Raw genomic sequence first — 12,642 nt, 5'->3', positions numbered from 1 at the left:
CCAGCTGCGGAGGGAAATAAAGATGAAACTGTCCATGACTTCGACCCGCAAACAGGCTTTCACGCTCATCGAGCTGATGGTGGTGATCGCCATAATCGGCATCCTTTTTACGCTCGTGTCTCCGCAAATCGGCAAAGCGCGGCTGAAAGGGAAGCTGACGCAGCAGGCCCACCACGCTAAATCGATCGTCGAAGCGATTACCGCAATGGAGAGCGGCGGGCGGTTTTCGTCCGGTTGGCCAAAGTCCGGGGATGAGAACGCCGCGTCCTCAACCGAGTTCTTGGACTACTTGGTGCAGAACGGCTATCTGGATGTGGACTATTCCTTTTTCGCCGGCCCGGGCATGCGCCCAGCCAAGGATCAGGATGATTTTCTTTCCAGCGGGGCGGAGTGCAACGCCTGGTGCATTCTGTTGAGCTTGAATGACGGCACCCCGGGGAATGTCCCTGCCGTATACATGAACAACATGAAGGTTTCCGATTATTCATTCTCCGACGACAACATTCCGATCGGAGAAAAGGGGTTTGTCTTTGCCACCAAGAACGGCGAGGCCGTTATCGTTGAACAGCGGGATATTGGGAGCGGGGACTTCAAGAGCATTTTTAATCTGGACGCTCTGGACAGTGTTGAGGTCATGGAGCCCTAAGGGAGACCAACCTTGCTCTCAAGGTAAGCCTTTTTGTTTTTCATGGTCTAGCATTGTTGGTGTGTCCAGTTTCGTCTAAATTGGGCGTTAGTTATGTTTATGCTCAAATCCATTTCCAACTCCATATTTAGCATGTGCCTGTTCGGGTTAGCGCTGTTTTCCGTCTCCTGCACGAAAATCGGCAACTATGCCCAGACGCGGGCGGACAAGGCCGCCTACGGCAACATCATGGCGTCGCAGCAACTGGGGCTGGGCGTTGCCGAACCGTTTACGATCAGCGACGAAGACCAGCACGAGCTTCGCGCACTGCTGGAGCTGGATCGGAATGCGCCGGAGCCGGAACTGCTGTCGCTCTCCGATGCGCTGGCGATTGCGCTCGCCAACAGCCGTTCCTATCAGTCGCGCAAGGAAACGCTCTTCCTCGTGGCGCTGGGCCTGACCGAGGTGCAGAAGGACTTCAATCTGAATTTTAACGGGGCGGCGTTTGCCGGCACCTCTTATACAACCTTCGACGACGGAACGGCGGAGTCGTTCGGCGATACGGGGGTGGATGCGGGCTACGCGGTGGGCGCGAAGAAGGTGCTGGCCACCGGCGCAAACGTCAGTCTGGGCTTCAGCCAGAACGTCTTTCGCTACTTCACCAGTCCGGACGCGGCCGATGAAACCAGCTCAGTGGGGTTCGGCATTGTACAGCCGCTGCTGCGGGGCTTCGGCCCGCTGGTCACCAAGGAGCCGCTCCGGCAAGCCGAGCGCGACATGATTTATGCCGTCCGCGACTTCAAGCGCTACCAGCAGGATTTTGTGATTGATACCACCGCGCAGTTCTATTCCGTGCTGCGCACGCGCGACCAGTTGATTAACGAACAGAAGAACTACGAAAGCACCATTGCCAACCGCGAACAGACCGAGTCGTATGCCAAGGCCGGGCGCATTGCCGACTTCCAGGCCGCCCAGGCGCTCCAGAGCGAGCTCAACGCCGCCGACCGCTGGGCCTTGTCGCGGTCGAGCTATCAGCAGGCGCTCGATGATTTGCGCTATGCGCTCGGGCTGCCGATCGAACTGAACGTGGAACCCGACCCCGCCGAGCTCACCAATTTGGTGCACCGCGGGCTGGTGGAGCTGGATATTACGTTGGCGGTGTCGCTGGAGTCGGCCGCATCGAATCGGCTGGACTTGATCAACCAGCGCGAAAAAGTGGAAGACAGGGAGCGCAAGCTGGAAATCCAGCGGCGCGATTTTTTGCCGGATCTGGATGTCAGCTATACCGTCGATAAGAATTTTTCCTCCGACACCGACGTCGAACAGAATCTCGGCGTTGGGCTGGATTTGCCGTTCGACTGGACCGAGCGGCGGAACGCATACCGGAGGGCGCAGATTTCGCTGGAGCGCCAAATTCGCAATGTCGAGGAGTCGGAAGACGACGTGACACGCACCGTGCGCGACCTGTGGCGCAAGCTTGAGCGCAACCGGTCGGTCTATAAAAACCGCCTGCTCAGCGTTAAGCTGGCCGGCCGGCAGGTGGAAAGCACGACCTTGCTGCTGCAGCAAGGCAAGGCGCTCACGCGCGACCTGCTCGATGCGCAGAACGAGCTGCTGAGTTCGGAAAACTCGGCGACCGTGACCTTGGTGGACTACACCATCAATCGCCTCCGTTTCTGGAACGCCATCGAACGTTTTAAAATCGACCCCAAAGGAATGTGGTATGAAGAAGATGATGAAGAGCCTGTGGCAACGCCGTAGCGGCAAAGTCGCCGTTGGCCTGGTTGTGCTTGCGGCGATTGCGCTGGCCGTTAAGCCGAACAAGGATGACAGCCGCATCGACTTGGACACCGCGCACCTGTGCCGCGTGCAGCGCGGCGATCTGGTGGTGAGCATCCTGCAGTCGGGCGAACTGAAGGCCAAGATCAGCCGGGACATTCTCAACGAGGCCTACCGCGATGCCAAGATTACGGAGATTGTCGAAGACGGCGCAAGCGTTACGAACGGGCAGCTGCTGTTCGAGCTGGAGTCGAGCGCGCTGATGGAGCGCTATCTTGACCAGCAGTCCGATGTGGCCGAGGCCGAGGCCGGCCTTAAACAGGCTCAGGAACAGCTGGAAATTGCCAAGCTCAAGAATGCCACCGATCTGGAAACGGCTAAGTTGAAGGTTGAACTCGCCAAGCTGGACCTCAAGAAATATGAGGAAGTGGAGTTCAATCAATTGCTGGACAAGGCCAAATCAGAAATCTATCTGGCGGAGCAGGAGCTGAAAAAGGCACGCAGCGACCTTGAAGGAACGCAGGAGCTGTTCGACAAGGGCTATTCCAACAAAAATGATCTGGAATCCGACGAGCTGGGCGTTGAGCGAAAAGAAATCGAGGTGCGCAACAAAACCAAGGATCTTGAGATCCTCGAAAAATACACCTCGGTGAAGCGGCGCAAGGAATTGGAGAACAGCGTGTCGAATGCCGTCTCGGCCTTGGAGCGCCTCGCAAAAACCATCGACTCGGATGTCACGGGCAAAGAGGCCTCGATCGAGTCGAAAAAGACCCGGCTGGAAATCGAAAAAAACCAGCTCGTTACCCGCGAGGAGCAGTTTGCCAACACCAAGGTCTATGCCGATTTCGAAGGCCAGGTGTTCTATCCCCAGGACCGCCGGTCCGCCAAAATCGAGAAAGGGGCAACCGTCAACGTTCGGCAGCGCATCCTTTCGTTTCCTGATTTAAGCGCGTGGGAACTGAAAGTCGGCATTCCCGAAGCGATGATCGACAAGGTGTCGATGGGGCAGGAGGCCGTCGCCGTGCTCGACGCCGTTCCGGGAATGGTGCTGAAAGGGTGCGTCGAAAAAATAAGCGCGGTGCCCGATTCGCAGGACTGGTTCAATTCGGGCGTAAAGACCTACACCATCATGGTGAATGTTTCTTCCACGATGAATACCCAGCTCAAGCCGGGCATGTCGGCGACCGTAGAGATCGTAACCGACCAGCTGCGCGACGTGCTCCATGTTCCCATCCAGGCCGTCGTCTCAAGCAAAGGGAAGCACTATGTCTATGTGGTGAAGCGTGGCCGCAAGGCGCTGCGGGAAGTCGGGATTGGAAAATACAACACGCAGCTGATCGAAGTGGTCGACGGTCTGGAAGTCGGCGAGGAGATGCTGCTTTACGCCGAGGTGGAGATGGACGCGGATTCCAAGCTGAAGAAAAGCCCGCTCAAGGAAGAAAACAAGACCGAAGAGCAGCAGGAACAGGGATGAGCGTTCCGATCGTCGAGCTGAAAAACGCCGCCAAGGAGTACGTCAACGGCGCGCTGCGCGTGACCGCTCTGCGCGACGTGAACCTGCGGATCGATCCCGGCGAATATGCCGTGATCATGGGCGCATCCGGTTCGGGCAAGTCGACCCTGCTGAATCTGCTGGGGTGCCTCGACCACCTTTCCGCCGGCGACTACCTGCTCGGCGGTGAAAGCGTGGCGAACCAGACCGACGACCAGCTCTCGGAAATACGCTCGACGCGGATCGGCTTCATTTTCCAGTCCTACAACCTTATCCCTCAGCTCAACGTGCTCGAAAACATCGAGGTGCCGCTGTTCTATCAAGGCGTGCCCGAGTCCGAGGCGCGCGTCAAGGCGGAGGCGCTGGCCGAGCGCATGGGGCTTTCGGATCGGCTCCGGCACAAGCCGATGGAACTTTCCGGCGGGCAGCAGCAGCGCGTGGCCATCGCCCGTTCGCTCGTGTGCGACCCCATCCTGATGCTCGCCGACGAGCCGACCGGCAACCTCGACTCCAAGACCGGCGAGGAAATTCTGGAATTGATCGATGAACTGCATGGCGAGGGAAAGACCATCGTTATGGTGACCCACGACGACGACATTGCCCACCGCGCGCAGCGGGTGATCCGCTTCCGCGACGGCACAATGATTTCCAACGACTGGCACGGAGCGCCCAAACCATGAACTCGATGCGCCCAGAGCGGATGGTTCGGCTGGCGGTCAAAAACCTCAGCCAGTACAAGTTGCGCGCCGGCCTGACGATGCTCGGCATTATTTTCGGCGTCTGCTCCGTGGTGGCCATGCTCAGCGTAGGCGAGGGCGCCAACCGCGAAATCCAGGAAAAGATCCAGAAGATGGGCAGCCAGAACATTCTCATCAAAAGCGTCAAGGTGCCCAACGACGAAAACGCGGGTCAGTCGAAGCGCAGCTTCATTGCCGCCTACGGGCTCACTTATGCCGATGCGGAAGAGTTGTCTCGTTTTGTTCCGAATCTGGTGGCCAGCACGCCGATCAAGCGGCTCCGTTTCGATGTGCAGTTCAAGGCGCGCCGGCTGCAGACCGACGTGGTGGCGACCGTCCCTTGGTTTCTTGGGGTGCAGAGCCACCGCATGATGCGCGGCCGCTTCCTCACCAGCGCCGACATGGAGTTCGGCACGCCCGTCTGCGTGATTGGCACCCGCTTGGCGCGCATCCTGTTCGCCGGCTACGACCCCATCGGGAAAACCCTCCAGCTCGACCGCGATGCCTACACCGTCGTCGGCATTGTCGGCGACATGGCCCAGGGCGAGGTGCCGGGAGAGGATCAGCTCTGGCTCGATGGCGAAAACCAAAGCGTATTCATTCCGTTGCGCACCTACCTTCAAAAGCGCGGCGACTTGTTCACCCAATGGTCAGAGGGGGGCGGGACGTTCGAGAAAATCGAACTCTATGAACTGATTCTAACGATTGATAAGCAGGAAAACGTGGTCACTGCCGTAGACGCCGTCCGCCGGGTTCTCAAAAAGAACCACAAGAAAGAGGACTACAGCATCATCGTGCCACTCGAGCTGATCCGGCAGGCGCGCGAAACAAGAAGGCTGTTCAACATTGTGCTCGGGTCGATTGCCGCCATTTCGCTGATTGTCGGGGGCATCGGCATCATGAACATTATGCTGGCCACGGTGAGCGAGCGCACGCGCGAGATCGGCATTCGCCGCGCACTCGGCGCGCGCCGGCGCGACATCGTCCTGCAGTTTTTAATGGAAACGCTGCTACTCTCCATTTCCGGCGGGGTCATCGGCCTCATCTTCGGCGCCTTGATCCCCATGGCCATCACGGCCGCCACTGGCGTTAAAACCGTGCTCACCTTCTCGGCGTTTGTCCTTGCCTTCTCGGTGTCAGTTACAGTGTCGGTGGTGTTCGGAATCTATCCAGCCCGTCGCGCTGCCATGATGGATCCGATCGAAGCGCTTCGCCACGAGTGATGCCGGTTCGAAAGCCGGTTTAGACGCTTAGGAGGACTGCTCTTGACCGTCTTCCGGCATCTTGCGGTAAAGCGTGGCCAGGCTGATGTCGAGTTCCTTGGCGGCTTTGACTTTGTCGCCGCCCATGGTGTCGATCACGGTCTTGAGGTATTCCTTCTCTTTGGCGCGTAGGAAGGCCTTGAGCGATTTTCCTTTGGAAAACTCTCCGGTCAGGGCGGCGTTTTGTGCGCCGGGATTTTCTTCGTAGGAGACAATCAGCTTGGAGGGCAGGGTTTCTTTGGTGATTTTGTTGTCGCGCAGGAAGGTTAGGCAGTGCTGGATTACGTTCTGGAGTTCGCGCACGTTGCCCGGCCAGCTGTAGTTTTGCAGGATGGAGAGCACGGCGTTGTCCATGGAGGGGAATTCAGCGCCGTCCATTTCCAAGGCAATAAAGTGCTGGGCAAGAGGCAGAATGTCTTCCGGTCGCTGCTTGAGCGGCGGGATGTCGATGCCAATGACGCTGAGGCGGTAGAAAAGGTCTTCGCGGAAGGAACCTTCTTTTACCATGGTTTCAAGGTTTCGGTTGGATGCGGCCAAAATGCGCACATCCACATCAAATTCCTCGGTGCCGCCTACTTTGCGGATCTTTTTGTTCTGAATGGCGCGAAGCAGCTTGGACTGCAGGGGGTGGGGGATGGAGTTGATTTCGTCGAGGAAGAGGGTGCCCTTATTGGCGGCCTCGAACAGGCCGACCTTATTCGTGCCGGCGCCGGTGAAGGCGCCTTTTACATGGCCGAAAAGTTCGGACTCGATCAGCGATTCCGGCAGTGCGGCGCAGTTGACCGGCAGGAAGGGGCCTTCGGAACGGGCGCTGAAGGCGTGGACGGCTTCCGCCACCAGCTCTTTGCCGGTGCCGCTTTCGCCGGTAATCATGATGGTGGTCTTGGTGGGGGCGACGCGCTTGATCATTTCGCAGACGTTAACCATCTGGTCGCTTTCGGCGACTATGTTGCCGAAATATTTTTTGGCTTCAATGTGGGAGTCGGCGCTGATCTGTTCGGAGATCGATTTTTGGTAGTCCAACGCGCGTTTGACGGTTTCAAGAAGCTCGTCGATCTTGAAGGGCTTGGGGATGTAGTCGAACGCACCTTCCTTCATGGCTTCAACCGCGGTGGTTACCGTGGCGTAGGCGGTGAGCATGATGGCGCCGACATGGGGGCGCAGCTTGCGCGTGTTGCGGAGCAGCTGCATGCCGTCGACGGGTTCCATCTTGATGTCGGAAATCAGCAGGTCGAATTGCTCGGACTTAAGTTTTTTTTCGGCGACGCTTCCGTTTTCCGCCAATTGTACCTCGTATCCTTTTGCAAGCAGTATTTTGTTGAGCAAACTAAGAATTGTCGGATCGTCATCCGCTATCAGAATTCTGGCCATTCGTATTACCTCTCCCTGTGGTATTCAGATGGCTTATATAACCCTGATTTTCGCCTATAGAGTCAAGCTTAATGATAGACAGAAGGTCTTGAGGAGAAAACTCAGCGAAGTCGATGAAATTTTGAATCACGGTGTTCATTTGGACGGAAGCGTCTTCGATATGGGCGAAGAGTTCCGAGCGTTCATGCCGGCGCGGACTGTTGGGGAGCCAGTCTGACGCCGTGGTCTTGTCTTCATAGTGCTTGAGGAGTTGGACCGATGCGGAGATGGCGGTGAGGGGCGTGCGGATTTCGTGCGCCATTTCGCCGGCGATGCGGGTGGCTTGCGTGATCCGTTCAACCTGCTTGAGTTGATGGTTGAGCGATACGGACTCGGAAATGTCGTTGAAGGAGAGCAGGGTTATATCCACTGCTTTGCTTTTGCGCCCCTTGTTGCCCAGCAATGCGGTTTCGAGGAGTTTGATGTCGGCGGTGCGGTAGGTCACCGGCAGAGATGGTTTGTTTTCGCGCGATAGATAGACGGACTTGCCGTGCACTTCCGCAATCGGTTGCTTTCCAGAGGTGCATAAATCGATGAATTTGATGGTGCAGAGCGCTTCTTGCGATCGGTTCAGCATTTCGCAGGCGGCTCCGTTTGCCCCAAGGATGGATCCCTCGGGATCTAGCATCAGAGTTGGGGCCGGGCTGCTGTTCAGGAAAAGGTGGGTGGTGCGTTGCAGATCATTTTCATGAGTGTGGATATAATCGCAGCGTTTGGCGACGTAGATGCTGACGGCGCCAAAGGCCGCGAAAAGAATCACCCGCAGGAATAGGGAGGCTTTACTGGCATCATGGGCCATGGTGCCGCCAATGGGCACATATTCCACAACCAAATTCTGTGAGAGAACCGTGGCCATGAGGACATAGATGATGATGCCTAAAACCGTAATCTCCGCCGCCTGCTTCGGCGGTGCAACAATGCCGGCGGTTAGAATTACTAGTGGGTACAGCAGCGTCAGATCGCTTTGGATGCCTCCGGTGAAGTAGACCAGCCCGGTGACGAGCACCAGATCGACGAGAAACTGCAGCGGTGCGAACTGCAGCGAGCGCAGCTTGCTGCGCAGCCAGAGCGAGTAGGGGATGGTGATGATGAACGCCACGCCCATGAAGGCATAGAACGATGCATCGTCGCTGGGCATCAGCATCGAGATCAGCACCAGCAGCCACAGGAAGCCCAGGCGAGCCAGCAGGATCGCCGTGAGTTCCGGCCAGGAGGTGGTTTTTTGTTCTGCAATCATTCACATGCTCCCTAAGGGCTACATTACAATTTCGCTCATTTTGAAGATCGGCAGGAACATGGCGACCACGATGGTGCCGATGATTGCGCCGATGATGACCATCAGCAGCGGCTCGATCATGGAGGTCAGGCCGGCGAGCATGGTTTCGACTTCGCTTTCGTAGAATTCGGCGACCTTGTCCATCATCTCCTCCACCTGACCGGTTTTTTCGCCGGCCGAAAGCATATGAATGAGCATGCGCGGATAGTAGGGATTCGTTTCAAGTGCCGTGGAAAGTGGCTGCCCCTCTTCAATGATTTTGCGCGCGGCGAACAGTGAATCGCCGATCACCCGGTTGCCGGTGGCCAGCCCGACGATTTCGAGCGATTCGATGATCTGCACGCCGCTGTGCATCAGCTGTGCAAAAGTGGATGCGAAGCGGCTGATGGCCACCTTGGTGACCAGCTCGCCAATAATGGGGAAGCGAAGCCGGAATTTGTCGATGTTGTATTCGCCCTTGTCGGTTTTGTTATAGTATTTGAGGGTGTAGATGATTGCGGCGACGATCGAACCAGCAATGTACCAGTATTGGGTGAGCAGGTGGCTGAAGTCGAGCAGGGCCTGGGTCAGGCCTGGCAGGTCCGCGCCAAAGTCGGCAAACATGCCGACAAACACCGGCAAGACGAACATGATCAATGCGGTCGACAGGACGAGCGAAACTACGATGACCACGGTTGGATACATCATGGCGGATTTTACTTTTGCGCGGAGTTTGTTGCTGGACTCCAAAAACATGGCTACGCGGGAGCAGGTGTCTGGGAGAATGCCGCCCACTTCGCCGGCGCGCATCATGCTGATGTACAAGCTGTCGAAAATAGTGGGGTAGGAGGCCAAGGCTTCGGAGTACATGGAGCCGCCTTCTACGCGGGTGCGGATGCCATTGATCACCGCCTTGAAGCTTTTTTCATCAGTTTGCTGCTCCATGGCGGTCAAGGTTTGTACCAGCGGCATGCCGGCCGAAAGCATGGCGGAGACCTGCCGGGTGAACATGGGAAGCTCTTTAAGCCTTATTTTCCGAGCGTTGCGGACAATTGGAATGCCTCCTTTGGATTTTACTTTTCTCTTAGCTTTTAAATTTTCTTTGGCCATGATCTGTTCCTAGTGTTCGCTGGTGACGCGCATGATTTCTTCAATGGTGGTGAGTCCGGACCGCACGCGGTCGAGTCCTGCTTCGCGCAGGGTCCGCATGCCGTTTTGGATGGCGACTTTCGAGATGGCATCGGCTTCCGGGGTGTTTAAAACCGTCTTGCGGATGGCTTCGTCGACGAGCAGGATTTCCATAATGCCGCCGCGTCCTTTGTAGCCGATTCCGTTGCATTTGGGGCAGCCGGCGGTTTTGTAGAACTGGGTGTTCTCCATGATCTCCGGGTCAACCCGGTTTTTCTTCAGGGTTTCCGTTGGGATGTCGATTTCCTTTTTGCAGACCGGGCAGAGCTTGCGGTAGAGGCGCTGCGCCTGAGTCAGCAGCAGCGAGGACGACAGCATGAAGGGTTCGATTCCCATATCGATCAGGCGGGCAATCGCGCCGGCGGCGTCGTTGGTGTGCAACGTGCTCAAAACCAAGTGGCCCGTCAGCGCCGCTTCCACGGCGATCGTAGCCGTTTCGGCGTCGCGGATTTCCCCAACCATCACGACGTCCGGGTCTTGGCGCAGGATCGAGCGCAATGCGGCGGCGAAGGTAAGCCCCACTTGCGGATTGATCTGCACCTGGTTAATGCCGTCAAGCTGGTATTCCACCGGGTTTTCGGTGGTGATGATGTTGGTGCCGACGACGTTGAGCTCCTGCAGCGCGGAATACAGCGTAGTGGTTTTTCCGCTTCCCGTCGGCCCCGTCACCAGAATCATGCCGTAGGGCTGTCCCAAGGCGTATGAAAAGTTGTCTAGCGAGAGCTGATCCAGGCCCAGTGCGCCTAAGTTGGGTGCGAGGGCGGTCTTGTCGAGAATACGCATTACCACCTTTTCGCCGTGGACGGTTGGCAGCATGCTCATGCGCACATCGACCTCTTTGCCGAGGGCCTTGATTTTAAAGCGGCCGTCTTGCGGGACGCGCCGTTCGGCAATATCGAGGCTCGACATGATTTTAAGGCGGGAGGTGATCGCATTCTGCAGGTTCTTGGGCGGACTGGGCGATTCATACAGAACACCGTCGATGCGGTTGCGCAGCCGGACGGTCTTTTCCATGGGTTCGATATGGATGTCGGAGGCATGCTTGCGCAACGCTTCAATCAGAATGGAGTTTACAATGCGAATTACCGGCGCTTCGCCGGCGGTTTCAAGCATTTGGTCCAAATCGGCATCTTCGATCTCTTCCTGTCCAACTTCTACATCGCCGTCTTCGGCCATGTCTTTGAGAATGTCTTCCAGCGCCTGGGCCGGTTCATTCGAGACCGATTCAATGGCCTCGGTAATTTCACTTTCCAGTGCGACCAGCGGAACCAGCTCGGAGTCGGTGCTTGATGCAATGGTGTCGCGTGCAACGATGTCGAACGGATCCGCCATGGCTACGGCCAGGCGTGTCCCCAGCCGGCTCACGGGCAGGGCTTTCAGCTCTTTCCATTTATCGCGGGGCATCAAATCAACCAGCGCCGTTTCTGGAGCGAAGGAGGCCAGTGAGATGGGGCGGATCTCCAGATAGTCGGCTGTCGCGAGCGCAAGATCCGAATCGGAGACCACGCCCTGTTGGATCAGCAGCTGCTCTAGAGGCACATTAGAGGTTTCCGCCTCTTTCTGCGCCTCTTCAAAGATTTCCGATTCAATCGGGCGGATCCGCTTTAGGCAATCCATCAGGCTGTTGCTGGTTTTGGTCATGTTGCTCCCTGTCGTTAAATTGAATTGATCTCATGTAAGCATTACCCGTGCCTACAGTCGGAAAATGCGGGCGGAGGCCAATGTTTATCTGGTTCCCTTCCACCGATGAGAATGCTCCTGCGGCAGGAGGGAGAGGCGATTTGATGGAATAAATGTTCCGCCGTTTTTGCGTTCGTTTGAATGGGGCTGTTCGAAGAGGGAGGGGGCTTGAGGCGGGCTTCGAGGCGGCCGCCATTCCTCTAAAACAGATGGATGTGGCCTGCAAAATGCTAATGTCTGGACGGTATATTAAAGGAGTCAGCACAATGGCAGAACCAAACCAACAGAATGAAGGCGCTTTAGCCGACAGCGTCGCAATGCTCGAACAGATACTTGAGGTTATGCCGCAAGACATGAGTTCGCTCCGGGCGCTCTACGGCGCCTATCAGCAAAGCGGGCAGACGGGAAAGGCATTTGATTTCATTAACCGCATGGTCGATGTGGCGATGATGGAAGAGGATGCCGACGGCATCGCCTTTGTGATGGCAGAATTAACGCGTTTCGAGGAGTCGCATCCCTCCGAGGCGGCCGCCCAGCAGGCGCGCTTGCGGGTGCTTTCCGCCACGAATGAATCCACCGCTTCCCTGGCACATGCATCGAGCGGCGATGTGGCGGAGCCGCCTTCCCGTGAAGCGGAGGTCGACATCAGTGAAGAACTGGCCTTAGCTTGGCGGCTTTATGAAGAGAATCAGCTGTCCCAAGAGGAATATTCCAGCGTGCTGCACGACCTGACCGAAATTTCCTCCAAGGAAGTCGATGTCCCCGTAAGCGTATTGCATGTTCTCAACGACCGCGGCTTCACGCAAATGAACCGGATCATGAACTATATGTCGAACCGTTCCGGCGCACCCTACCTGTCGCTGGCCAGTTTTGAGCTGACCGACCAGATTGTCGGAGTGCTGCCGCTGGAAGTGGCCGTTCATGATGGCGCCCTGCCGTTTGCGTTTTTTGGGAACGATCTGCTCGTGGCGGTGCTGAATCCGTTCAACAACATGCTGGTCGATCAAGTGGAGCGGTTAGGGGGGCATCGCTGCCACACCTATCTGGTTTCGCCGGAAGATTATGATTTGGCGCTGAACAAGCTGCGCTCCATGGCGGCCTAGTCCTTAGTCTGCCAATCTCTGCCCTATTTAACAGAAGGACGCAAAGGTCGCGAAGAACACCCTCCATCTAAATTTTGCGCCCTTTGCGCTCTTCTGTTCAAATTCGTCGTA

The 12,642-nt window shown here is 56.8% G+C and carries 10 protein-coding genes; 6 read left to right on the top strand and 4 right to left on the bottom strand.

All coding sequences use genetic code 11. The annotated features are described in order from the left end of the window. Window positions 1–22 precede the first annotated feature (22 nt). From SCARR_RS10470 to SCARR_RS10450, 5 genes are all read left to right on the top strand, one after another. Window positions 23–646 (top strand): type II secretion system protein, encoded by a 624-nt coding sequence (locus SCARR_RS10470; protein ID WP_222846259.1) that lies wholly within the window; start codon window positions 23–25, stop codon window positions 644–646. 93 nt (window positions 647–739) lie between these two features. Beyond that, window positions 740–2,386 (top strand): TolC family protein, encoded by a 1,647-nt coding sequence (locus SCARR_RS10465; RefSeq protein ID WP_136061531.1) that lies wholly within the window; start codon window positions 740–742, stop codon window positions 2,384–2,386. Further along, a complete protein-coding gene (locus SCARR_RS10460; RefSeq protein ID WP_136061530.1) occupies window positions 2,349–3,878 on the top strand; it encodes an HlyD family efflux transporter periplasmic adaptor subunit in 1,530 nt (509 codons plus the stop codon). The genes SCARR_RS10465 and SCARR_RS10460 overlap by 38 nt, the downstream gene beginning before the upstream one ends. Continuing rightward, the gene (locus SCARR_RS10455; protein ID WP_136061529.1) at window positions 3,875–4,576 is read left to right on the top strand and encodes an ABC transporter ATP-binding protein; all 702 of its coding nucleotides are present in this window, start codon (window positions 3,875–3,877) and stop codon (window positions 4,574–4,576) included. Before SCARR_RS10460 ends, SCARR_RS10455 begins: the two co-directional genes overlap by 4 nt. Next, window positions 4,573–5,856: an ABC transporter permease gene (locus SCARR_RS10450; RefSeq protein ID WP_136061528.1), complete on the top strand. Its 1,284-nt coding sequence runs from the start codon at window positions 4,573–4,575 to the stop codon at window positions 5,854–5,856. The genes SCARR_RS10455 and SCARR_RS10450 overlap by 4 nt, the downstream gene beginning before the upstream one ends. A gap of 27 nt (window positions 5,857–5,883) precedes the next feature. Here the strand turns inward: SCARR_RS10450 and SCARR_RS10445 are convergent, their stop codons facing one another. Genes SCARR_RS10445 through SCARR_RS10430 form a run of 4 tightly spaced genes read right to left on the bottom strand, consistent with a single transcriptional unit; the run spans window position 5,884 to window position 11,389 of the window. Continuing rightward, window positions 5,884–7,266: a sigma-54-dependent transcriptional regulator gene (locus SCARR_RS10445; protein WP_136061527.1), complete on the bottom strand. Its 1,383-nt coding sequence runs from the start codon at window positions 7,264–7,266 to the stop codon at window positions 5,884–5,886. Continuing rightward, on the bottom strand, window positions 7,241–8,542 hold the full coding sequence (locus SCARR_RS10440; RefSeq protein WP_136061526.1) for a histidine kinase dimerization/phospho-acceptor domain-containing protein: 1,302 nt from the start codon (window positions 8,540–8,542) through the stop codon (window positions 7,241–7,243). The genes SCARR_RS10445 and SCARR_RS10440 overlap by 26 nt, the downstream gene beginning before the upstream one ends. A gap of 18 nt (window positions 8,543–8,560) precedes the next feature. After that, window positions 8,561–9,670: a type II secretion system F family protein gene (locus tag SCARR_RS10435; RefSeq protein WP_136061525.1), complete on the bottom strand. Its 1,110-nt coding sequence runs from the start codon at window positions 9,668–9,670 to the stop codon at window positions 8,561–8,563. 9 nt (window positions 9,671–9,679) lie between these two features. Next, window positions 9,680–11,389, bottom strand: coding sequence for a GspE/PulE family protein (locus SCARR_RS10430; RefSeq protein WP_136061524.1), 1,710 nt, complete (start codon window positions 11,387–11,389; stop codon window positions 9,680–9,682). Between the two features lie 305 nt (window positions 11,390–11,694). Between SCARR_RS10430 and SCARR_RS10425 the strand changes: the two genes are divergently transcribed. Then, on the top strand, window positions 11,695–12,531 hold the full coding sequence (locus tag SCARR_RS10425; protein ID WP_168433223.1) for a GspE/PulE/PilB domain-containing protein: 837 nt from the start codon (window positions 11,695–11,697) through the stop codon (window positions 12,529–12,531). Window positions 12,532–12,642: the final 111 nt, after the last annotated feature.

Origin of the sequence: Pontiella sulfatireligans (genome assembly GCF_900890705.1) — a bacterium.
GTDB classification, from domain to species: Bacteria; Verrucomicrobiota; Kiritimatiellia; order Kiritimatiellales; family Pontiellaceae; genus Pontiella; species Pontiella sulfatireligans.
This window is presented reverse-complemented; position numbering and strand designations above follow the sequence as displayed.